Genomic DNA, 22,091 nt, shown 5'->3' on the forward strand with positions numbered 1-22,091 from the left:
TTCCTCCTTCTAGTAAATGTTGAAACATTTCCGAAAGAAAATCTCTCATGAGAGACTAAAGCAAAAAGTTTAGACAAACCTAATAGAATAGTGTTTAATAAAAGTCGTTCCGCATCAACGAAAACAGCAAGAAGGAGCTATGACGATGAGTGAAGAAAATTTCAAATACTGCAAGGAATCAAAAGTTGTGAAAACCAGCAGGGTATTCCCCCTCGATACGAATAACCACCAAACGTTATTTGGCGGGAAATTAATGAGTTATATAGATGACATTGCTTCCATCTCGGCAGCAAGACACAGCCGTAGTGAAACAGTCACCGCATCAATGGATTCAGTTGATTTTTTAGAGCCGATTGGACAGAAAGAGTCCGTCTGCTTAGAATCTTATGTGACATGGGTCGGCACATCTTCTATGGAAGTATTCGTCAAAGTCATTAAAGAAAACTTGATGTCTGGAGAACGCAGACTCGCAGCAACTTCATTTCTTACATTTGTCTCGCTTGATGAAAACGGGAAGCCAAAACGAGTTCCACAAGTCATGCCGGAAACAGAGGAAGAAATCATGCTTCATCAAACAGCGAAGCAGCGTGCAGAGGAAAGAAAAAGCCGCCGAAAGCATAGTAAAGCTTTGGCTGACGCACTTGGGACGGATAAGCCTTGGGCTTAAAAATCACCCTTTAAGCGGTGATTTTTTTTCTGAGTCGGTATCTTGCATGGCAAGATAGTGTGTGGTAAGATCAAACTATCTTGTCATGCAAGGTACTGAAAGCGGAGGATCGATGATGACACAATCAACACAAATGCTAAAAGGAATTTTAGAGGGATGCCTGCTGTCGATTATTTCTGAAGGTGAAATTTATGGGTATGAAATGACAAAGAAGCTTGCGCACTATGGGTTTGATCAAATTAGTGAAGGGAGTATTTATCCGATCTTGCTGCGCATGCAAAAAGAACAACTAGTTCATACGTCTACAAAAGCATCGGCGAGCGGGCCGAAAAGGAAATACTATACGCTCACACAAAGAGGCGAAGAAGCGCTGACTGATTTTACCATGCGATGGAATGAGCTGTCAGGGAATGTAGAGCGATTATTACATAAAGGGAAGTGAGAAGATGGTAACAAAAGAAACGAGACACATCTTATTAGAGCTGCAACTCTATCTCATATCAAAAGGGAAAAATCAAGACGAGATCGACGAAGTGATGGATGAATTAACGACACACGCTGTCGAAGCTGAGAAAGATGGGAAAACAGGGGAAGATGTATTTGGCGGAGATCCACGGGGCTTTGCTGATGAGCTATCAAAAGAGCTCTCTAGAAACCATAAAGATTGGGTTCCGTTTGTCAGTGCTTTTTTAATTGGATCTCTTTTTTACATGATGTTAGCAGATGCCATCAGTCAAAGTTTATCGTATTCTTGGTATGCACTCATTGGTTATCCGCTCATCATAGTGGCCAATGTGATCATGACCATTGTGATGTTTAGAGCTTCTGCCTTTCAAACAAGCAGGAGGGCATTCTTTTACTTTTGGATATTAGGTGTTTTTCAGATGACAGCCTTGATCACAGTGAAATTATTGGACCAAAAACTTGGTACTCCTTTACTTGTGCTGACCTCGAGCCAAAGATGGGGCGTCATTCTTCTGTTGCTGCTGTGTATTGTCTTATTAAATGCCATATTAAAGGCGAATATGGTGTCGCTCATTCCGGTGATCTTCTTTGGACCGCAACTCCTATTCGAATGGCTTGGATGGACATCACCTCTCATGCTTCTTTTCACAAGTCTGCTATCCATTGTGATTTTAGTCTTGCTCACAATCGCTTTTTTACGGAAAACAAACAAGAAAAATGAACATTTAATGTAAATAGAGCACATCACTTGCGATGTGCTTCAGCGTGTAGACAAACCCTCGCATTCTTTGTCAGTCCTGCGTGCTGGTGCTCACGAATGTCAAATTCGCTCCGCGCCAGTACTCGTCCTTCCTAGGGCTGCAAAGGTTTTCTATCACGCTGAAAAGAAGACAAAGGGCTAAAATAAAGTTCATTTTAGCCCTTTGTCAACAATCTGGAGCACATCTCTTGCGATGTGCTTTTCTTTTTCTAAAAAAATGTAGATATGGGATCACATTTTTCTTTACAATGAGAAGAGGACAAAAATGAAAAGGGGTTCTGTAATTGGATATTGTATGGGGGTATGTACTCGTTTTTATATTGGCTGCTTTACCTTTCTTTGAAGTGGTTGGTGTCGTTCCGCTGGGGATTTTAAGTGGTCTGCATCCTGTGACAACGGCAGTTATTGGATTCGTCGGCAACTTTCTTACCGTCTTGCTACTCATCGTCTTCGTGGACCGATTTAAAGCGTGGTGGCTGAAGAGGAAAGAGGAGAAACATGATGAAAAAGGAGAGAAAAAACAGCTGAAAGCCAGAAAGGTTTGGGAACGGTATGGTCTCCCTGGTCTGGCACTTATTGGTCCTTTTATTATTGGCAGTCATTTAGCGGCTTTTATGTGTATGAGCTTCGGTACGAAAAGAAAACAAGTCGCTGTGTGGATGACGGTCAGTTTAATCATGTGGACCGTATTAGCAGCTAGTTTAACGGGTGCGGGCTTCCATTACTTTGCCCCAGATTCAAATGGGTTGTTCGGGGATATTTTTAGCAAGTAAGCAGGGGGGATAAAAAATGGCACATCAAACACGGATCGTGTTTGAAACAGAGCGCCTCAGACTGAGAACAATGGATGAAGACGATGCGCCTTTTTTATATGAAAAGCTGTTCCAAGATGAAGAGGTCATGAAGTATTATCCTTCACTAAAGGATGAAAAGCAGACAAAAGAGTGGATTGCTTGGAATCAAAAGAATGACCGCACGTACCATACATCCCTGTGGATCATTGAAGAAAAAGAAACGAAAGAACCACTTGGACAAAGCGGAATTGTTCTCCAAAACGTCGAAGGACAAACAGAGCTTGAAATTGGCTATATGCTAAAGAGATCGGCATGGAGAAAAGGATATGCTGTTGAGGCTGCAAAAGGCTGTCTTGCGTATGGTTTTGACGAAATGAAGGTGAGACGAATGGTCAGCTTAATTCGCCCTGACAATGAAGCGTCAGTCAAGGTCGCAATGAAAATGGGGATGAAAAAAGAAAAAACCATTTCAAAATGGGATCAAATGATTGATGTTTACAGTGTTACTCGTGACGGAAAAAGCGGCTCGCTTGAATCATAAGGAGAGCCGCTATTTCTTTTATATACGCTGTTCTAACTGAAGTAAATATTTCTTTCGTTCGATTCCCCCGCCATATCCGCCAAGTTCACCGCTTGTTTGAATGACTCGGTGACAAGGAATGATGATGGCCAACTGATTGGCACCATTTGCATTTCCAACTGCCCGAACCAAATGGGGATCGCCAAGCATGGTGGCAAGATCTCGATACGATCTCGTTTCGCCTGGTGGAATCTGTAATAGAAGATCCCATACCCTTTTCTGAAAAGGGGTGCCATGTATAGAAAGTGGCACAGTAAACTGCGTGAGTTTCTTTTCAAAATATAAGGCCAATTCCTTTGCTAATTGCTGATGGACGTTTGTTTCTCCAACTAAAATACGGGCATGATGTTTTTTTCTGATGTTCTCAATTTCTCTTTCTAATCCTCGCCTGTCCATAAATTCAAGCAAATACACATGGGTTGCATCTGAAATGCTCATCATCCGCCCAATCGGAGTAGAAATAAAATTCGCATGCAAAATATTGACTTGCGCCTTTTTGGGTGGATTTCCCATGATTTTCGTAAAGGCATCATTGAAGGCACTGGAAGACTCGTAACCGAAGGTGACTTGCTGATCTATGACTTTTTTTCCGTTCAGAATCTCTTTAAACGCTAGCCCCATTCGGCGTGATCTAGCATATTGAACAAAGGTCATTCCATAGATTTCTTTAAATTTTCTCCGAGCTGTTGCAGAGTGAATCCCTAATTGGCGAAAATCTTCTTCTTTCCATCGTTTCTCAGGACTCTCTTCAACTGCTGATACAAGTGTTTTGACTTCTTCTGGAATGCTGTTAGGATATGTTAAAGGCGTGCATCGCTTACACGGCCGATACCCTGCAAGCAGCGCCTCCTCTGCTGTAAAGAAAAACTCACAGTTTTCATATTTTGGTTTTCTAGCAGTACATGTGGCATGACAGAAGATGCCGGTTGTTTTAATACCTGCAAAGAACGTGCCGTCATATTGCGGATTCTTATCAACAAGTGCTTGATAAAATTCGTGTTTTTGTTCGTCGGTCATCATCATTTGATCCACCTCTTGTTTTATTATATCAGTGATGTGGTCGTTCCTCTTTCTAACATTTAGTATACTTCGCTTTCATCCACTTTCTTTCGAAAAATGAACAAGTATATTTGAAGGGAAAAAGCAAAGTGGTAGACCGGCATATCAGGGTGTGATACACTTTTTCATACAGAATCGGCTCTACGCTAGATCTGATTATCATGAATTGGTTTTCTAGGGTTCCGTGCGGGCAGCGCAGTCTGGACCGAGAGAAAACACATAGGGTCTAGACAATAGACCGTATGGACACGGAGGGATAAAAGCCCGGGAGATTTGATCAAACGATCGATTTCCGGGCTTTTTTTATTGCTTGGAATCGGTAAGAAAGGAAGAGATCGAATGAAATGGGGAAATGTTTTGATTGCAGCCGTATTTGAAGTCGGCTGGGTGATGGGGTTGAAATATGCTGGCTCTATATTGGAATGGAGCGCAACCATCGTTTGTATTGTTGTCAGCTTTTATTTACTCCTGAAAGCCACGACTGTACTTCCAGTTGGCACACTTTACGCCGTTTTCACCGGACTTGGAACAGCCGGTACGGTCATAGTAGGGATGGTCATGGGTGAGCCGGTACAGCTAGTAAAATTACTTTTGATCATGGTCCTTTTAAGCGGTGTATTAGGACTCAAATTGACCACAGGTGAAAAGAAAGGGGAGGCTGAATCGTGAGCTGGCTTTTACTCATTGGGGCAGGCATCTTAGAAATGCTTTGTGTCACCATGATGAATCAATTTCAGAAAGATCGCCATGTCAAATGGATTTTCTTCATAGCAGCTGGCTTTTCGCTTTCCTTTCTGATGCTGTCTCTTGCGATGAATACAATTCCGATGGGAACGGCGTATGCGATTTGGACAGGAATCGGAGCAGCTGGAGGAGCGATTGTTGGGATGCTGTTTTATGGAGAGTCGAAAGACGCAAAACGTATTTTATTTATCGCACTCATTTTATCAGCAGCGGTCGGGTTGAAAATCATTGAATAAGAAAAGGCTGGCAAACATGTGCCAGCCTTTTTGCTACATCGAATGATGATTGGAATCGTTTTCATTTTTGCGGTAAAGCTGACTCACAAGCAGAAAACATACACCAAATGTAAGTAAAGGAATGAGTCTTTCTCCGGTCATAAATAGATAAATGCCCGTGATGAGACATACGATGCCGAGCCAAAAGCTCACTTTACCAAACAAAGTCATGCTTTTCATCTCCATCACTCCTTTTGTGATAAAAGGTCTATTCATATTATATCACGTTAGGTGCAGAATTGAATGAATATTCAATAAAAAATATGACGCTTAATTGCTTTTTCTCTTTCCAGTCCAGTATAATATTTCATTAGAATGAAAAATGTAAATGAGGTCATAAGACATGAGAACATTGATTACAGAGAAACTTGAATTACACAGACAAAAACATGAGCAAAAAGGAAGGCTTTTAGTCAGCTGCCCGGATCAGCCTGGTATTGTGTCAGCTGTTTCTACTTTTTTATTTGAACATGGAGCAAACATCATTGAATCTAGTCAATACACAACAGATCATGAGAGCGGCCGGTTCTTTTTAAGAATTGAATTTGATTGGAAAGACATTTCTGTCAACTTAGATCAATTGAAAAGCAGTTTTGAGCCAATTGCGCAATCATTTCACATGACATGGAGCATGTCGCGTGCAAGTGATCTGAAAAAGCTGGCGATCTTTGTGTCCAAAGAGCTTCATTGTTTACATGAACTTTTATGGGAATGGCAAAGCGGTAATTTAATGGCTGAAATAGCGGTTGTCATCAGCAATCATGAAACGGCAAAAGATACAGTCGAAGCACTCGGCATTCCATTCCATTTCGTGAAGGCAAATAAAGACATTCGTCAAGATGCAGAAAAACAACAGCTTGCATTATTAGAAGAGTATGATATTGATGCGGTTGTGCTTGCTAGATACATGCAAATTTTGACGCCAGCCTTTATTGAACAGCACCCGAACAAAATCATTAATATTCATCATTCCTTCCTGCCGGCTTTTATAGGGGCTAACCCTTACAAGCGTGCATATGAGCGAGGGGTTAAACTGATTGGCGCGACTTCCCATTATGTCACCAATGATTTAGACGAAGGGCCAATCATTGAACAGGATATTGAGCGGGTAGATCATAGAGATGATGCAGAGGCATTAAAAAATATTGGCCGCACGATTGAGCGCAGTGTGCTTGCCCGTGCTGTCAAATGGCATCTAGAAGATCGAATCATTGTCCATGAGAATAAAACGATTGTGTTTAATTGACCGCTTGACTTTTCTGAAGCAATTGGTGATAATATAAAAAAATTAACGAGCGTTGAGAAGGAATAGTAAGCAGGACCTGCTGTGTAAAGAGAGCAAATGACACGCTGAAACATTTGCCACAGACAGCTGCTGAACCTACCCTTTGAGCCTTAGAGGAAAAATCTAAGCGCATGCCTGGCGTTACAGGAGTTGAGTGGAATAAGCAAACGTATGCTTATTCAATGAAGGTGGTACCACGGAAAATCCCTTTTTCGTCCTTTACATAAGGAGAAAAAGGGATTTTTTATGTGGTGAAAGGTATAGCGGAGGGAATCAATGATGAAAAAGCAAAGGATCGTCATAAAAATTGGTAGCAGTTCATTAACAGAGCAAAAGGGAGCCATTGATGAACAAAAAATGCAGGATCATGTCAAAGCCATCGCAAAACTAAAAGAGGCAGGGCATGAAATCATTCTCATTTCGTCAGGTGCCGTTGCGGCGGGATTTGGCAGTTTAGGATATCCGTCAAGACCTGTGACCTTAAAAGGGAAGCAGGCTGCTGCTGCTGTTGGTCAAGGCTTGTTAATGCAGAAATATACAGAACTATTTTCACAGTTTCAGATGACGCCTGCACAAATGCTTTTAACACGTAATGACTTTTCAGATCGTACAAGATATCGAAATGCTTACGCAACGATGATGGAGCTGCTCGAAAGAAAAATTTTACCGATCATTAATGAAAATGATTCTGTGTCCATCGAGGAGCTTACCTTTGGTGATAATGACATGTTATCAGCACTGGTGAGTGGCTTAATTCATGCAGACCAATTGATCATTTTAACAGATATCAACGGAATTTATGATGCCAATCCAAGTGAGAATCCTGATGCGAAGCGGTTTGATGTGCTGACTCACATTTCAGATGAATTGTTCTCATATGCGAAGAGTACGGGTTCAAAGGTTGGAACAGGCGGGATGAAATCTAAGCTTTCAGCTGCACAAACAGCTCTCTCCCTTGGCGTTAAAGTCTTCATTGGTACAGGTGCAGGGGAAGACAAGCTTCTTCACATTCTCGCTGGTCAAGGGGACGGCACATATATTGGTGAACAAGACTTATCATCAGTCAATAACCGTCGCCAATGGATTCAATTCCACTCACCAGTCTCTGGAAAGATCATGATTGATGCGGGGGCAGAGGCGGCGATTTTGCATAATGGAAGAAGTCTTCTTCCAGCTGGTGTCATTGATGTGGCTGGTGAATTTTCTAAAGGAGAGGTCGTCGAAGTTGTTGGTCCAAACGGGTTAGTCGGTAAAGGACAAACATTGTATGATTCAGATGAGCTTCTTGGCATTAAAGGGATGCGAAGTCATGAGCTTTCTCATGAAAAACCTGAAGTCATTCACCGAGATCACTGGGTTCAGCACGTACAAAACTGAGGAGGGAAAACGATGAATGAAGTTCTAGAAAAAGCAAAAAAGGCAAGCGCAGCCAAAGATCAGCTGCTATTAAAAACAACTGAACAAAAGAATGCTGCATTAGACGCTATTGCAAAAGCATTAAAAGCATCTTCAGCGTATTTAATTGCCGAGAACCATAAGGATGTTCAGGCGGCTATAGACAAAGAGTTCACGCCATCTGTGATCGACAGAATTACATTAACAGAAGAGAGAATTGAAGCGATTGCAGACGCTACGCATCAACTCATTCAGCTCAAAGACCCAATTGGTGAAACATTAGAAACCATTCAAAAAGAAAACGGGCTTTTCATTGAAAAAGTACGTGTACCTCTTGGAACGGTTGGGATGATTTACGAAGCAAGACCAAACGTGACAGTCGATGCGGCCACTCTTTGCTTGAAAACTGGAAATGCTGTGATTCTTCGAGGAAGTTCATCGGCCATTCATAGTAATAAAGCGATTGTGAAAGTCATTCATGAAGCGTTGCAACCAACGGATATTCCAGTAGACAGTGTACAATTGATTGAAGATACAGGCCGTGAGACAGCTAAAACCCTGTTCACCTTAAATGACTATCTAGATGTCCTTATTCCACGCGGCGGGAAACATTTAATTGATCTTGTTGTGAGAGAGTCTACTGTTCCAGTACTTGAGACGGGTGCAGGGAATTGTCATATTTACATTGATGAAACAGCCCGAAAAGAAATGGCTGAACAAATTGTTCTGAATGCGAAAACTCAAAGACCATCTGTTTGTAATGCCATTGAGAGCATTGTCATTCATGAAACATGGGCAAAAGAACATGGCGCTTCGCTCTTTGAAGCACTTCAGACACATGGTGTAGAGATACGGGGCGATGAAGCAGTATGTGCACTTGCACCGAGTGCCACTTTAGCGACGACCACTGATTTTGAAACGGAATTTTTAGCGCCGATTGTCAGTATTAAAACCGTCAAGACCATGGAAGAGGCGATACAGCATATTCAAATGTATAGCTCTAAGCATTCTGAAGCGATCATTACGGAAAACGACCAGCATGCGGCACTTTTCTTAACAGCCGTTGATGCTGCCGCTGTGTATCATAATGCATCTACCCGGTTTACAGATGGCTTTGAATTTGGCTACGGAGCGGAAATCGGCATTAGCACACAAAAATTGCATGCTAGAGGACCAATGGGTCTGCCAGCCCTAACCTCTGAAAAATTTGTCATTCGTGGGCAAGGACAAATAAGAGAATAACCAATCCAAAAGAGAGTCTTATCGCACAAGGCTCTCTTTTTCCTTTCATTTTTGTATTTCTCCGGTCAAGTATGATAAAATATGGTAATGTTTTATATTTTGAGAAGATTGGAGAAGGCAACGTATGGCGAAAATCATTCCCTCTTCGGATATTGGAGTGAAAATCAACAAGTGGTATGAATTAATCCGCAGATTTGATTCAGAACAAGCAGAACAGTTAAAGCAGGAAATTCGCACCTCTCTTGATTCAATGGAAGAAGATCAGAATTTGCTTCTCTATTTTTCTTTAATGGAATTCAGGCATGAGGTCATGCTCGATTATTTAAAGCCATTAAAGGAAGGAAAGCTTCGCGCCAACTTTTCCGAGCTTTCGAAAGAAATAGATGAGCATCAAACGCATGTCACAGGCATGCTTGAATATTACTATCATTTCTTCAGAGGCATGTATGAGTTCGGCCGGAGAGAGTACATTGCTGCCATATCGTCCTATCAAAAGGCAGAGCACAAGCTTTCTTTTGTATCCGACGATATTGAACGTGCAGAATTTCATTTTAAAATGTCAGAAATATATTATCACATGAAACAAACACACATTTCGATGCACCATGCCAAACTAGCGCTGGATGTCTATATTCAGCACGAACTATATGCGCTTCGTACCATTCAGTGTGAATTTATTGTAGCCGGTAATTATGATGATATGAGAAGGCATGAAAAGGCATTGCCACATCTCGAAAGAGCACTTGCAAGATCAAGAGACTTTCAGAATGTGCGTTTTATTGCTTCTTCTTTGTTTAATATGGGCAACAGCTATTACAGAATGGGAGACTTGAACCGCGCACTCGACTTAATGAAAGAATCCATCTCATTATTTGATCAAAATCAATCTGATCATCTTCGTCGATCGATAGACCCTCTTTATACAGCCGCTCAGATCTTATACAAACAAGGTAAAAACAATGAAGCATTATATTACAGAGAAGAATGTATGAAACGAGCAGAAGCTCTGCAGGATGACATTCATATTCAGAAGACCATTTTTTTAGAAGCATTGTACTTACGACAAGATGCAGAGCATATTAAACGAATTTTCCATTTTTTAGAATCTTCCTATGCATATCCAGATATAGAAGAGCTGGCTTTAGACACCGCAAAGTATTATAATGAAATGGAGGATTATGAAAAATCTTCCATGTTCTATGGGGAAGCGGAACATGCTCGTATCTATATTCAGAGAGGGGATTGTTTATATGAATTTTAAAAAATGGGCAGTCGTCTGTACAAGCATCACAATCTTGGCATTATGGATCACATCACCTAATGCCGACCCCGATAACAGAAACCATACGCTAGAAAAACCGAATTCGCAGCATATCACGATCTAAAAAGCCCTTTTTAAAGGGCTTTTTTTATTGACCGCTTCAATCATCGTAGGTTGCACATTCATAAAAATAAAAAATGGAGGAAAGATGAAAGTGAGTGTTTTTCATTGACTCTTGAATTTAGATTGTGTACAATTCAATTGTAGAAAATATTAATAGAGCGAAAGAGGGTTATATTCATGTCAGAAGTTTTATTTACTGCAACGGTATCAGCTGTAGGAGGAAGAGAAGGTAAGGTTGTGTCAACAGATGGCGTACTAGAGCATGATGTAGCAATGCCAGGAACGCCAAGAGCGAAAAAGCTTGAGAAAGCAACGAATCCAGAGCAATTATTCGCAGCGGGCTATTCTGCATGTTTTGATTCAGCTCTTCAAATGGTCGCAAGACAAGAGCGTATCCGTTTTGAAAGTGAAGTAACGGCACATGTAAGCTTAATCAAAGACAGTTCAGACGGCGGTTTCAAACTAGGTGTCAAATTAGAAGTAAAAGGAACTGGAATTGAGCAATCTGCACTTGATGAACTTGTTCATAAAGCACACGGCGTTTGCCCATACTCAAAAGCAACGCAAGGAAACATTGAAGTAGAATTAGTAGCTGTCGCTCAATAATAGACATCAAAAAAAGGCTGAGGGAATATTCCCTCAGCCTTTTGATTGTGTTAATTTTTGCAGAAGCTCATGTAAAGAAGCGCGAAGTGTTTTCAGCTCTTCTTCTGATCTGCCTGTTCCAGACAGCATTTGAAATGGAATCGAAGTGGCCTTCTCTTGTAAAGCTTCTCCGTATTCTGTTAAACGAATTTGGACCGAACGCTCATCCTCTTTCGAACGTTCGCGGATGATGAGTCCATTTTGTTCCATTCGTTTTAGCATAGGTGTGAGTGTACCGGAGTCTAAATATAAAAGCTCTCCCATTGTTTTCACATTTAATGTCCCATGCTCCCATAACAAAAGCAGTGCCAAATATTGCGGGTATGTGATATTCAACTCTTCTAATAATGGTTTATACTGCTTCGTCATTTCTCTTGAACTTGCATATAACAAGAAACAAAGCTGATTTTCCAGCTTCATATGTTCAAATTCATTTGTCATATCTGTCACCAACTATTTTTTGTCATACTTATCATTGTATAAGATTTTCTTCCTTTTTAAAATAAATACAGACTAAAAATGAAAAATTCTTCAATGTGCCATAAATGTTTGAGCAACGAATAGAACGTGAAAGGTATAAGTAGAAGAAGGAGGAGATCAAGATGAAACCATTATTTACTGCAAAAGTAAAAGCACAGCACGGAAGAGCAGGACATGTTCGTTCTGATGATGGTGTGCTTGACCACAACATTGTGATGCCAAACGCAAAGAAAGATGGAGAAACTGGTACGAATCCTGAACAATTATTTGCAGCGGGTTATGCGGCCTGCTTCGGAGGGGCGCTTGAACAAGTCGCTAAGAAGCAAGGTGTCGAAATTGAATCAGAAGTAGAAGGACATGTCAGTCTATTAAAAGATGAAAGTGATGGCGGTTTTAAACTTGGTGTGAAGCTGATTGTTTCCGCTAAAGGGCTTGACCATGACAAAGCGAAAGAGCTTGTTGAGGCTGCACATGAATTCTGTCCATATTCAAAAGCAACAAGAGGAAACATCGAAGTAGAGCTCGAAGTGGCGGAATCATGAAAAGAAAAAAGGGCTAAAATTTAGCCCTTTCTCAACAATCTACTGACATCTGCTGTGGAGCAGGTGTCTTTTTTTAGTATTCTTTCTTTTTGTCGTATGTGTCCCATGCTTCAAATGGAGCAAGGGTTTTTTGAAGGGTCAGCTGGTAAAATGGAATGTTTCTTGATTCGTATTCTTTATTGATTTCTTCATAAATAAAGGAGTCATCAAAACCAGAAGTCGCTGCATCCTTGTGTCCAGCGGCAAAATATACGGCCTTTGGTCTAGCCCAATAGATAGCACCAAGACACATTGGACAAGGCTCACAGCTTGTATACAAAATACAGTCTTCTAATTGGTATGTATGTAGTGTTTGGCACGCCTTTCGAATAGCTGTCACTTCTGCATGTGCAGTTGGATCATTACTTGTTGTGACATTGTTGCTTCCCTCTGCAATAATCTGACCGTCTTTGACAATGACCGCTCCAAAAGGGCCGCCTGTGCCACTATTTACTCCTTCTACTGCAAGATCAATTGCGCGTTGTAAAAAAGCTTCGTGATTCATTGTCTTCCTCCCTTTGTTCGACTGACTTCTCTAGTATAAACGAATCATGATAGAAAAGGAATCATTGTAGGAGGAGATTGAACAGGACAATTTGCGCATAAAAAACCCCTGCCAAATGTTCAGCAGGGGAAGAGTGAGTCCATTATGCGTGCTGCGCTAGCTTTTTACGAGCGACTTCAGCAGCTGTCACCATGTTTTTCAAAGCAGCAATGGTTTCAGGTTCTTGTCTTGTTTTCAGTCCACAGTCAGGGTTGACCCAGAAGCGATCTGTCGGACATACGTTCAGTGCATCATCAATGATTTTACTCATTTCTTCAACAGATGGAACGCGCGGGCTGTGAATGTCATACACCCCAAGTCCAAGGCCTTTCAAATACGGGTGTTTTTCTAAATAATCGAGGAACCCGCCATGACTGCGTGAATGTTCAATCGTAATCACGTCTGCATCAAGGTCTTCAATCGTATCAACAATATCCTCGAAGTTACTGTAGCACATATGTGTATGAATTTGCGTTTCATTTTGAACAGACGATGTCGATAGACGGAATGACTCTGCTGCCCAGTTTAAGTATGCTGCCCAATCACTCTCTTTTAAAGGAAGACCTTCTCTTAGCGCAGGTTCATCCACTTGAATCACTTGAATACCCGCTGCTTCTAACGCTTCTACCTCTTTGCGTAAAGCAAAAGCGATTTGGAAGGCAATGTCTTTACGAGAGATATCTGTTCTTGGGAAAGACCAGTTTAAGATCGTGACAGGCCCTGTCAGCATTCCTTTGACTTTTTTCTCTGTTAAGCTTTGAGCGTAAACCGTCTCTTTCACTGTCATTGGCTCTGTAAATTCTACATCTCCATAAATGATCGGCGGCTTCACGCAGCGTGATCCATAAGATTGAACCCAAGCGAATTTTGTAAAGGCAAATCCAGCGAGTTTTTCACCGAAGTATTCAACCATGTCTGTACGTTCAAATTCTCCATGAACGAGTACATCTAGGCCAATCTCTTCTTGAATATCAATCCATCTTTTTGTTTCTTTTTTAATAAATTCATCATACTCTGCATCTGTCCACTCATTTTTGCGCCATTTTTGACGAGCACTGCGCACCTCAGCTGACTGAGGGAAGCTTCCGATTGTTGTGGTTGGAAGAAGCGGCAGTTCAAGAGATTCATTTTGAATGCGTAGTCGTTCTTCAAAAGCAACTGGACGTTTAAAATCTTTTGATGAAAGGCTGTTGCGCTCTGCTGTCAGGTCCGCATTCGTTCCTTTCGCGAATTCTTTTAACGTCAGAAGTGCTTCATTTGCTGCATGGATGTCTGCATCAATGGCAGCTGCTCCTTTTGATAAGCCTTCTTTTAATAGCGTTAATTCAGCCAGCTTTTCAGTGGCATAAGAAAGTCCGTTTAATAGTTTTTCTTCAAGCTGTTCGCTCGGATGTTTTGCAACTGGTACATGTAACAGGCTGCTTGAAGGCTGTAGCCATACTTCTTTTGGCTGCACGTCAGCAATCACTTCAGAAATAAACGATAATCTTTCTCCTAGATCTGATCTCCAAATATTTCTGCCGTCGATGATACCGGCTGCTAAAATTTTATCTTTTGGGAAGCCGTGTTTTTTCAATTGTTCAAGGTTTCGTCCTTGATCATGGACAAAATCAAGACCGATGGCTTCAACAGGATACGTGACAAGCTCTTCATAGGCATCTACTGAGTCAAAGTATGTTTGAAGGAGAACGTTTAAGGCAGGTACAGCTTCTTTAATCGTTTGATAGATGGCTTTTACTGCTTTCACGTCTTCACTTGAAGCTGTGACTAAAGCAGGCTCATCAATTTGAACCCATTTTACACCGGCTTCTTCAAGCTCTTTTAACAACTGAGTATAAAGCGGCACTAGGCGTTGCTGAATCTCTTTCACTTCATTGGCTTCATAGCCTTTAGAAAGTGCGACAAATGTATAAAGGCCAAGAACGACAGGTTTTGTTTCAACACCAAACGCTTTTTTCACCTTTTCGTATGCTTCAAGTGGTTTGTTATGTGTGAGTTTGAATTCTGTGCTTTTTTCGTATTCTGGAACGATGTAGTGATAGTTTGTATTAAACCATTTTGTCATTTCACTTGAGACAGCATCTTTTGTTCCTCTTGCCATCGCAAAGTATGTATCTAGCGGGTCTTTCAAGCTGCGGAAGCGCTCTGGAATCCAATTGAACATAACGGCAGTATCCAGCACGTGATCATAGAAGGTGAAGTCGCCAGAAGGAACAACGTCAATTTGTTGATCAATTTGAGTTTTAATAGCGGCTAAAAATTGTTCATCGAGTGTGCTTAAGAGGGTTTCTCGGTCAGTTTGACCTTTCCAATAAGACTCAAGTGCTTTTTTCCATTCTCTGTTTAAACCAATTCGCGGGAAACCTAGATTACTTGTTTTAACAATTGTCAATTCCAATTCCTCCTCTAAATATAAAAAGACACTCACACTCATGATCAAGATTGATGAGGGCAAATGTCTGGTTTAAAAAGACAAAATGTGTGTGCGAAAGAAGGCGTAAGTATCAATGACGAACGCTTTTCCGACATCTCCTATCAACCGTAGGGGGTTTGATGTGATAGAGCGGCTGGTATCCTGGCTCGCGAATCTGCAAGCTTTTCATCCTTCCCATCCTCATGACAGTGGATTATTAACGAAAAGCTCTCCTCACTTACAGTGGCGGGACCGCGCCGGATTTTCACCGGTCTTCCCAATTAAAATTCGATGTGTGATCGAATTACCGACTCTCAAACTATGAATTTATTGTGTTCGATTATATAACGTTCACTTCATTTCGTCAAAGTAAATTTTGAATAATTTTAATTAAAAAAATCCTGAGAAAATTCTATCTTTTCTCAGGACCTAACATGTACCTATAGAGACAAAAGTTCTGCTTCCAATGTTTTCTCAAGAAGCACATCTGGTGCAGTTAAATATAAAAACCCGTTTCCTACAAGGGTTTTTGATTGTTTTAGCGGAAGGGTTCTCCGTACGAGCTGAGCATATACCTCAGGTTCTGTCAGCTTACGCTGGAACGCTTCTTCTTCGGCATTTTTAATAATGGCGAGTGCACCGCTCACATGAGGGGCAGCCATGGAAGTGCCTGTTAGTCTTCCGTATTTATGGTTAGGGAGAGTGGATAAAATGTCTTCACCTGGAGCGACGAGGTCGATTTCTTTATTCGCATTGGAGAATTCAGAGGATTCTCTTGCAAGAGAGACAGAGCCGACGGCAATGACCTCGTTGTATGCAGCTGGGTAGGAGAACTCTTCAGTACGCTCGTCTCCGTCACCTTCATTTCCTGCTGCGCAGACAACAAGCACACCGCTGCTTACCGCATGTTGGATGGCCTTTTGCAGTTCTGGTTCATTGCTTGGCCCACCGAGAGACATGGAAATGATATCAACCTTCTGCTCAACCGCATAGTTAATGCCATTGATAATCCATTCGTATTTCCCGCTGCCATTTTTCCCTCCAAGAACTTTCACGATCAACAGCTTGGCTTCAGGGGCAACACCTAAAATGCCGCCATTTTGATCCGTTGCTGCAATCGTTCCTGATACATGGGTACCATGCCCGTTGTAGTCTTTTACATTCTCAGCATCTCCATTGTCATCATCGGTAAAGTTTTTTCCTCCGATAATCTGATCTTTTAAATCGGGATGCTCCGTGTCGCAACCTGTATCAAGGACAGCAATGGTTATGCCTTTTCCTTTGAAGCCACTTGACCAAAGTTCGGGTGCTTTAATCTCCTGAATACTTTCCGGCGTCTCTTTCGCTTCCATCACATTGGCTTTTACTTCATACGGAATTAAGCGAATTTCACCTTTCATAAGAAAGCCCTCCTTATTTTGTTTTCAAAGTAGATTCAGGTTGCGTAATGTTATTGTATAAAACAAATGTTTGATCGGAAAGGGTCAATTGTAATAATTTTTCAAATAATCAAATAATTATTTATTGTGCAGTTCTCCTCATATCTTGCCGAAAGAAGTCACCTTTTGAAGAAAACTCTTAGTATCATATGAAAAAGAATGAAATGCTGCATAGTGAGCTTGCACCTGTACAGATGAAAATGGGTGAAAAGAACTAAAAAAGGCAGATCGAAAAAAACATCATATAAAGAGATAGAGGATGACAGAAAAGAAAAAGGTACATGCCATGTGCAGATGATTGTTTTTTCATTATAATGATCGAAAGAATATAGAATGTAAAAAGTATTTGACATTTTTTAAGCGGATGATATGATTAAAATGTAAAAAGTATTTGACATTTTGATTGGGAGGGGACTAACCGTTGGATGTTGTCAAAGTTGTGTATTCAGTCATATTATTAGTGGTCGGACTATTCATCTTTATCGCGCCTATGATTCTAAAGGGTGATGAAAGAAAGCGATTTATCTACTCAAAGGCTCAATCGTATGCATTTATGGTGGTCATTGGTATGCTTTTATTAGAAGTCGCACAGTCCATATTTTTAACGACCCAAGGGAACAATTCTGATAAGGGGTTTGGGATTTCTCCCATCATGTTCCTAACTGTGATTTCGGTCATTTATTTAGTTACATTACTCATATACAGAAAAAAATATGGTGATTAAATTGCAAAATCATATAAGAGAACTAAGGAAATCCATTAAATTATCCCAAGAAGAACTTGCTAAACGGTGTAAGGTCTCGAGACAAACCATCAATGCCATTGAAAACGATAAGTACGACCCTACTTTACAATTAGCCTTTGACATCGCCTCTGTTTTGAATACGACTGTAGATGAGCTTTTTGTCAGTCAACCTAAAAAGAAGTAAGGGACCAGCCTCAGAAAAGAGGCTTTTTTTGTTGATTTGTGTAATGTGAAAGGTTCAGCTGAAAATAAAAATCAACCATATTACATAACAATTCCTCATTCATGAAAAATAAGATATGAAGATTGTGACTGTTCCAATGGAGAAAGGCAACATATAATAATGGAAAGACAAGCTTGCCTTTCAGATAGGAGAGATAGAGATGAACAAAGGGAAGATACTCGTGGTCGAAGATGAAAAGAAAATTGCAAGAGTGCTGTCATTAGAACTTGAATATGAAGGGTATGAGGTCACAGTCCAAGATACAGGGATGAAAGGGCTCCAGGCGCTCGAGGAGGAGAGTTTTGATTTAGTGCTTCTAGATGTCATGCTTCCAGAATTAAGCGGACTTGAAGTGCTTAGAAGGGTTCGAAAGACAAATACGGCAACACCGATCATTTTGATTACCGCAAGAGGAAGTGTTCCCGATAAGGTCAGTGGTCTTGATCTTGGGGCAAACGATTATATTACAAAACCCTTTGACATAGAAGAATTATTAGCGCGAATTCGTGCACAGCTGAGGTTCAATCACAATGCGCAAGAGGAAAAGGACATTGAGTTAAGTATTGCAGATTTAACGGTGAATGAGAAAACAAGAGAAATTCAAAGAGGCGGTCAGACGCTTGAGCTGACACCGAGAGAATATGACCTGCTTGTTCATTTATTGAAACATCAGCAGCAAGTGCTCACAAGAGATCAGCTTTTAACAGCTGTTTGGGGTTTTGATTATTTTGGTGACACGAACGTGGTTGATGTCTATATTCGCTATTTAAGGAAAAAAATCGATTACCCGTTTGAAAAACAATTGATTCACACAGTGAGAGGTGTGGGTTATGTGATGAAAGGATAAAGCATGAGATTAAAAAATAAGATCCAGCTTTATACATCGTTGTCCTTGTTTTTAATGGTGCTACTGTTTCATACAGCGATTTATTTTATTTTTTCGATGACCTTGACGCAAAAAGATATGTCCAGACTGTCGGAAGTAGCTGAAAATATTGCGATTGCACTAAAGAAGTCAGAAGAAGAGGGCCTTCCATCTTCAGAGCTTCTGAAAGCGTATCTGCCTCAAAATGGTATGATCCGTGTCGTCACAGAGAAAGGTGAATCAAAGCTGACCGTCACGAAGGAATCTACGTTTAGCTCACTTCCTTTTACATACGAATCTGGTCAGACAGCAGAAATTCAAGAATACAATAAGCATATGATTGCGTTTGCGGCTATCCCTGTCATTTGGACAAATGGGGACATTGTGTCGCTGCAAGTATATGAAGAAATTGAAAATACAGAAGAGAACTTGGCGTTATTAAAAATGATTTTAATCACTACTGGCGTTTTGTTTATTGTGCTTTCTTATTTTGCAGGCCACATTTTAACGAAACAAATTGTCCGCCCAATTAGCCGAATGACCAATACGATGAAAGCAAGTATGAGAGAAAAGGCATTTAAACGAATTGAATTAACAGGCGATTCAAAGGATGAACTGTATCAAATGGGTCAAACCTTTAATGAAATGGCCGAAATTCTCGAGAAACATTATGAGAAAGAGCAGCAATTTTTACACGATGCTTCTCATGAATTGAAAACACCCATTACCGTCATCATGAGCTACAGCAATTTACTAAAACGCTGGGGGCAAAGCCGGCCAGAGGTCGTAGAAGAATCCTCTCAAGCCATTCATGATGAGGCGAAAAAAATGAAAAGGCTGACAGATCAACTACTCACACTGGCGAAAAATGGGCAGCCGCTTTACTTGGACATGAAGCCGGTTGATCTTGGTCAATTGTGCAGCCAAGTCGGCCATACACTTGAAGTGGCAACCAATCGAACCATCCTTACTCATATACAAACCGATCAGCCTGTGATTGCTGAAGGAGACGAAGAGAAGATCAAACAGCTTTTGACCATCTTGATTGATAATGCGGTTAAATATAGTGCAGAGCCAGTTGATGTGAACTGCGGACGAGCAGGAGAGAAACCGTTTATTTCGGTTGTTGACAAAGGAATTGGCATAAAAGAAGAGGATCTGCCGAAAATCTTTGACCGCTTTTTCCGTGTGGATGAAGCGAGAAACAGTGAGACGGGTGGGACTGGACTTGGCCTGTCAATTGCGAAGCAAATTGCTGAAGAGCATGGGGCTGAGCTAAAGGTAGACAGCCGTATCGGTGAAGGAACCGTGATGACCATTCTTTTTCAGAAATAAGTAGGTCTTTTCTCATCAATTTCTCATTTCCTCCTTATAAAATAGGAAATAGGAAGGAGGCGCTGCATGTCTAAAAAAATGAAAATGCTGCTTACGCTCGCAGGATGTCTTTTCATTCTTGTGGCTTTTGCAATGCTCATGATTCAAACCATTGACAAAAAAATATTAAGCGAAGCAGACATTAAAAAAATCATCGCAAAAGACTACAATGGAAACATCACAAATATTGATTTGATCAATCATAAACAGGACTATACATTGACGCTTGAAAATTCAAATGGCATCTATCAAATCATTGCATCTTCCTCAAGCGGTCAAATGAAAGAGATGAAACAGTTAAAGAGCCATCAAAAACCAAATGAGAAAAATGCCGAACTTCAAGCAGAAGAAGCGGCAGTGAAAAAAGTGAAGGGTACTGTGATTCAAAAGAAAGAAAAATCGGATCGCTTTATCTTTACGATTCAATCAAAAAAAGAACTGTATCAAGTGGATGTTGAGAAAGACACGTTCAAGGTGATTGAAGCAGAAAAGAAAAAGCCAACCTCTAAAGAAAAGAAGCTGACAAAAATAACGGTAGAAGAAGCCATTCAGATTGCCGTAAAAGAAGTGGGCGGCACAGTGGATGATGCAGACCTTGAAACTTTTAGCGGAATGCTCGTGTTTGAGGTAGAGCTCGATTTGCCGGATGGAAGAGAGGCAGAGGTGTTAGTGAATGCCTATACAGGAGATATTGAAGGTATTACGTACGAAAACTAATCATTTTCTCATGATTTTCTCATCTTCCTTTCCTTCCTTTATCATCTTGTTTTTTTAAGATAAAGGAGAAATAAACAGAGGAGGAATGAAATATGATAAAAAAAGTACTAGTCGCTACAGCATTCACAGGAGCCCTTGTCGCAGGTGGTTTCACCCTTCAAGCGCAAAATACAAATCAAACGGCAAATGCCGAACAAGTGGTGCAAAAGAAATCTTCATTTGTCTCAAAGAAACAGGCTGAAAAAGCAGCATTAAAAGTTGTGAAAGGCTATGTAGATGATGTAGATCTTGAGCGTAAAAAAGGAAAATGGGTATATGAGGTCGAGATAAAAAAAGGCGGCTTTGAATATAAAGTATATGTCGATGCCAAAACAGGCAAAGCGCTCAATGATCCAGTCAAAGAAAAGAAACAAAATGTAAAAATCACCAAAAAACAGGCTGAACAAATTGCCCTTGCAAAAGTAAAAGGAACAGTCACAGATTCAGAATTAGATAAAGAAAATGGTGTGTACTTGTATGAAATCGAAATTACGACACCAAGCGGCGAAGAAGTTGATTTTGAGATTTCCGCTAAAACAGGCAAAATCCTCAAGCAAGAATGGGACGATTAAGCTATAAATAAACCTTTGAGCGTGATAGAAAACCTTTGCATCCCTAGGAAGGACGAGCACTGGCGCGGAGCGAATTTGACATTCGTAAGCACCAGCACGCACACGCTGAACCTTACACTTTTATGTGTAAGGTTTTTTCATTGGGACAAACTACTGGAAAGGAGGCGAGAGAATATGATGAAGAAAAAAGAAGAAGAACAGACGATGGATCGTGCGGAATATGTTCCCCATCCTGATGGAGAAGGATATGCTTTGTTTTTGCATGATTCCTTTCATCTCCTCTCCCAAGAGGATATGAATCAGCCAGAAGAGGAATAAAAGACATGAAAGGGCGATGGTCAACTTGTCTATCGCTCTTTTTTTTTGAAAAGTAAGCGAATACATCAGGAAACTTGGCATCTTGCTTATTGACATCATTGCGCTTTTTCTGTAATCTCAGTGTGTCAACAATATGAGACTTCGTTAGGTGAGGCTCCTGTATGGAGATACGCTGCTGCCCAAAAATGTCCAAAGACGCCAATGGGTCAACAGGAATCATCGACATAAGGTGATTTTTAATGCAGCTGGATGAATCCTATGCCATACAGTGCTAAAGCTCTACGATTGAAGGAGCAAGTGTTTATTTGTCATGCTTACAAAGCGCCTTCATTCGGTTGAAGGTGCTTTTTTATGAGAAAAGGAGGTGTGGGGATGGATCATCCCGATTCGAGACACATAGAGAGTATGTCAAAAGATCAGATTGACACATCAGATAGAGGAGATCCTGACCCCCGCACAATCTAAGGGATTCGGGTATCTCCTGAT

27 protein-coding genes, 3 riboswitches and 1 other annotated feature are annotated in these 22,091 nt (G+C 40.8%); of the genes, 21 read left to right on the plus strand and 6 right to left on the minus strand.

Features of this window, described 5'->3' with window-relative positions; translation table 11 throughout:
* Positions 1–145: 145 nt before the first annotated feature.
* The 5 genes from NST09_RS06375 to NST09_RS06395 all read left to right on the plus strand — a co-directional run bounded on the left by NST09_RS06375 (position 146) and on the right by NST09_RS06395 (position 3,227).
* Positions 146–667, plus strand: a complete 522-nt coding sequence (locus NST09_RS06375) for an acyl-CoA thioesterase (protein ID WP_008346212.1) — start codon at positions 146–148, stop codon at positions 665–667.
* A 115-nt stretch (positions 668–782) separates the two neighbouring features.
* Positions 783–1,109 carry a PadR family transcriptional regulator gene (locus NST09_RS06380; RefSeq protein ID WP_017367090.1) on the plus strand — a complete coding sequence of 109 codons (327 nt, stop codon included), beginning with the start codon at positions 783–785 and terminating at the stop codon, positions 1,107–1,109.
* Between the two features lie 4 nt (positions 1,110–1,113).
* Entirely contained in the window at positions 1,114–1,866 is a 753-nt protein-coding gene (locus NST09_RS06385; RefSeq protein WP_342493454.1) for a hypothetical protein, read from the plus strand.
* A gap of 310 nt (positions 1,867–2,176) precedes the next feature.
* Positions 2,177–2,665, plus strand: a complete 489-nt coding sequence (locus tag NST09_RS06390) for a small multi-drug export protein (protein ID WP_019743449.1) — start codon at positions 2,177–2,179, stop codon at positions 2,663–2,665.
* A 16-nt stretch (positions 2,666–2,681) separates the two neighbouring features.
* Positions 2,682–3,227: a GNAT family N-acetyltransferase gene (locus NST09_RS06395; RefSeq protein ID WP_249670250.1), complete on the plus strand. Its 546-nt coding sequence runs from the start codon at positions 2,682–2,684 to the stop codon at positions 3,225–3,227.
* A gap of 18 nt (positions 3,228–3,245) precedes the next feature.
* On the opposite strand, the gene NST09_RS06400 is transcribed toward NST09_RS06395, so the two are convergent.
* On the minus strand, positions 3,246–4,289 hold the full coding sequence (locus NST09_RS06400; protein ID WP_342493455.1) for a trifunctional transcriptional activator/DNA repair protein Ada/methylated-DNA--[protein]-cysteine S-methyltransferase: 1,044 nt from the start codon (positions 4,287–4,289) through the stop codon (positions 3,246–3,248).
* A gap of 199 nt (positions 4,290–4,488) precedes the next feature.
* Positions 4,489–4,598, plus strand: a riboswitch (guanidine-I (ykkC/yxkD leader).
* A 66-nt stretch (positions 4,599–4,664) separates the two neighbouring features.
* Between NST09_RS06400 and NST09_RS06405 the strand changes: the two genes are divergently transcribed.
* Together NST09_RS06405 and NST09_RS06410 are read left to right on the plus strand one after the other, a co-directional pair.
* Positions 4,665–4,994 carry a multidrug efflux SMR transporter gene (locus NST09_RS06405; RefSeq protein ID WP_024719620.1) on the plus strand — a complete coding sequence of 110 codons (330 nt, stop codon included), beginning with the start codon at positions 4,665–4,667 and terminating at the stop codon, positions 4,992–4,994.
* Positions 4,991–5,305 (plus strand): multidrug efflux SMR transporter, encoded by a 315-nt coding sequence (locus NST09_RS06410; RefSeq protein ID WP_017359126.1) that lies wholly within the window; start codon positions 4,991–4,993, stop codon positions 5,303–5,305. Before NST09_RS06405 ends, NST09_RS06410 begins: the two co-directional genes overlap by 4 nt.
* A 33-nt stretch (positions 5,306–5,338) precedes the next feature.
* Here the strand turns inward: NST09_RS06410 and NST09_RS06415 are convergent, their stop codons facing one another.
* Positions 5,339–5,524, minus strand: a complete 186-nt coding sequence (locus NST09_RS06415; RefSeq protein ID WP_024719622.1) for a hypothetical protein — start codon at positions 5,522–5,524, stop codon at positions 5,339–5,341.
* A gap of 163 nt (positions 5,525–5,687) precedes the next feature.
* Here NST09_RS06415 and purU point away from each other — a divergent pair, with 163 nt between their 5' ends.
* From purU to NST09_RS06445, 6 genes are all read left to right on the plus strand, one after another.
* Complete coding sequence (gene purU, locus NST09_RS06420; protein ID WP_342493456.1) at positions 5,688–6,590, plus strand: formyltetrahydrofolate deformylase; 903 nt, start codon at positions 5,688–5,690, stop codon at positions 6,588–6,590.
* A gap of 43 nt (positions 6,591–6,633) precedes the next feature.
* Positions 6,634–6,852: a binding site (T-box leader), on the plus strand.
* A 56-nt stretch (positions 6,853–6,908) separates the two neighbouring features.
* Positions 6,909–8,006, plus strand: coding sequence for a glutamate 5-kinase (proB, locus tag NST09_RS06425; RefSeq protein ID WP_048002076.1), 1,098 nt, complete (start codon positions 6,909–6,911; stop codon positions 8,004–8,006).
* Positions 8,007–8,018: 12 nt separating this feature from the next.
* Positions 8,019–9,266, plus strand: a complete 1,248-nt coding sequence (locus tag NST09_RS06430; protein WP_342493457.1) for a glutamate-5-semialdehyde dehydrogenase — start codon at positions 8,019–8,021, stop codon at positions 9,264–9,266.
* 124 nt (positions 9,267–9,390) lie between these two features.
* Positions 9,391–10,527 carry a tetratricopeptide repeat protein gene (locus tag NST09_RS06435; RefSeq protein ID WP_008346192.1) on the plus strand — a complete coding sequence of 379 codons (1,137 nt, stop codon included), beginning with the start codon at positions 9,391–9,393 and terminating at the stop codon, positions 10,525–10,527.
* Positions 10,517–10,651, plus strand: coding sequence for a phosphatase (locus tag NST09_RS06440; protein ID WP_342493458.1), 135 nt, complete (start codon positions 10,517–10,519; stop codon positions 10,649–10,651). Before NST09_RS06435 ends, NST09_RS06440 begins: the two co-directional genes overlap by 11 nt.
* A 176-nt stretch (positions 10,652–10,827) precedes the next feature.
* A complete protein-coding gene (locus tag NST09_RS06445) occupies positions 10,828–11,256 on the plus strand; it encodes an organic hydroperoxide resistance protein (RefSeq protein ID WP_007498801.1) in 429 nt (142 codons plus the stop codon).
* A gap of 33 nt (positions 11,257–11,289) precedes the next feature.
* Here the strand turns inward: NST09_RS06445 and NST09_RS06450 are convergent, their stop codons facing one another.
* Positions 11,290–11,736 carry a MarR family transcriptional regulator gene (locus NST09_RS06450; RefSeq protein WP_008346188.1) on the minus strand — a complete coding sequence of 149 codons (447 nt, stop codon included), beginning with the start codon at positions 11,734–11,736 and terminating at the stop codon, positions 11,290–11,292.
* 161 nt (positions 11,737–11,897) lie between these two features.
* On the opposite strand from NST09_RS06450, the gene NST09_RS06455 reads away from it, so the two are divergent.
* Positions 11,898–12,317 (plus strand): organic hydroperoxide resistance protein, encoded by a 420-nt coding sequence (locus NST09_RS06455; RefSeq protein ID WP_008346186.1) that lies wholly within the window; start codon positions 11,898–11,900, stop codon positions 12,315–12,317.
* Between the two features lie 73 nt (positions 12,318–12,390).
* On the opposite strand, the gene NST09_RS06460 is transcribed toward NST09_RS06455, so the two are convergent.
* The 3 genes from NST09_RS06460 to NST09_RS06470 form a co-directional block, all read right to left on the minus strand.
* Positions 12,391–12,861, minus strand: coding sequence for a nucleoside deaminase (locus NST09_RS06460; protein ID WP_008346184.1), 471 nt, complete (start codon positions 12,859–12,861; stop codon positions 12,391–12,393).
* Positions 12,862–13,003: 142 nt separating this feature from the next.
* Positions 13,004–15,292 (minus strand): 5-methyltetrahydropteroyltriglutamate--homocysteine S-methyltransferase, encoded by a 2,289-nt coding sequence (metE, locus tag NST09_RS06465; protein WP_165378847.1) that lies wholly within the window; start codon positions 15,290–15,292, stop codon positions 13,004–13,006.
* 155 nt (positions 15,293–15,447) lie between these two features.
* Positions 15,448–15,640, minus strand: a riboswitch (cobalamin riboswitch).
* 113 nt (positions 15,641–15,753) lie between these two features.
* The gene (locus tag NST09_RS06470) at positions 15,754–16,713 is read right to left on the minus strand and encodes a S8 family peptidase (protein WP_007498796.1); all 960 of its coding nucleotides are present in this window, start codon (positions 16,711–16,713) and stop codon (positions 15,754–15,756) included.
* A gap of 460 nt (positions 16,714–17,173) precedes the next feature.
* Here NST09_RS06470 and NST09_RS06475 point away from each other — a divergent pair, with 460 nt between their 5' ends.
* From NST09_RS06475 to NST09_RS06505, 7 genes are all read left to right on the plus strand, one after another.
* A complete protein-coding gene (locus NST09_RS06475) occupies positions 17,174–17,476 on the plus strand; it encodes a hypothetical protein (protein ID WP_046527443.1) in 303 nt (100 codons plus the stop codon).
* Positions 17,466–17,681, plus strand: coding sequence for a helix-turn-helix transcriptional regulator (locus NST09_RS06480; protein WP_169476040.1), 216 nt, complete (start codon positions 17,466–17,468; stop codon positions 17,679–17,681). Before NST09_RS06475 ends, NST09_RS06480 begins: the two co-directional genes overlap by 11 nt.
* Positions 17,682–17,880: 199 nt before the next feature.
* Entirely contained in the window at positions 17,881–18,567 is a 687-nt protein-coding gene (locus tag NST09_RS06485) for a response regulator transcription factor (protein ID WP_007498794.1), read from the plus strand.
* Between the two features lie 3 nt (positions 18,568–18,570).
* A complete protein-coding gene (locus NST09_RS06490) occupies positions 18,571–19,920 on the plus strand; it encodes an ATP-binding protein (protein ID WP_056704869.1) in 1,350 nt (449 codons plus the stop codon).
* Positions 19,921–19,986: 66 nt separating this feature from the next.
* Complete coding sequence (locus NST09_RS06495) at positions 19,987–20,676, plus strand: PepSY domain-containing protein (protein ID WP_342493459.1); 690 nt, start codon at positions 19,987–19,989, stop codon at positions 20,674–20,676.
* 92 nt (positions 20,677–20,768) lie between these two features.
* A complete protein-coding gene (locus NST09_RS06500) occupies positions 20,769–21,287 on the plus strand; it encodes a PepSY domain-containing protein (protein WP_008346169.1) in 519 nt (172 codons plus the stop codon).
* Positions 21,288–21,461: 174 nt separating this feature from the next.
* Entirely contained in the window at positions 21,462–21,605 is a 144-nt protein-coding gene (locus tag NST09_RS06505; protein WP_008346168.1) for a hypothetical protein, read from the plus strand.
* A gap of 133 nt (positions 21,606–21,738) precedes the next feature.
* Positions 21,739–21,902: riboswitch (M-box (ykoK) riboswitch) on the plus strand.
* Positions 21,903–22,091 lie beyond the last annotated feature (189 nt).

It is taken from the genome of Bacillus sp. FSL W7-1346 (assembly GCF_038593335.1).
Classification (GTDB): domain Bacteria; phylum Bacillota; class Bacilli; order Bacillales; family Bacillaceae; genus Bacillus; species Bacillus altitudinis.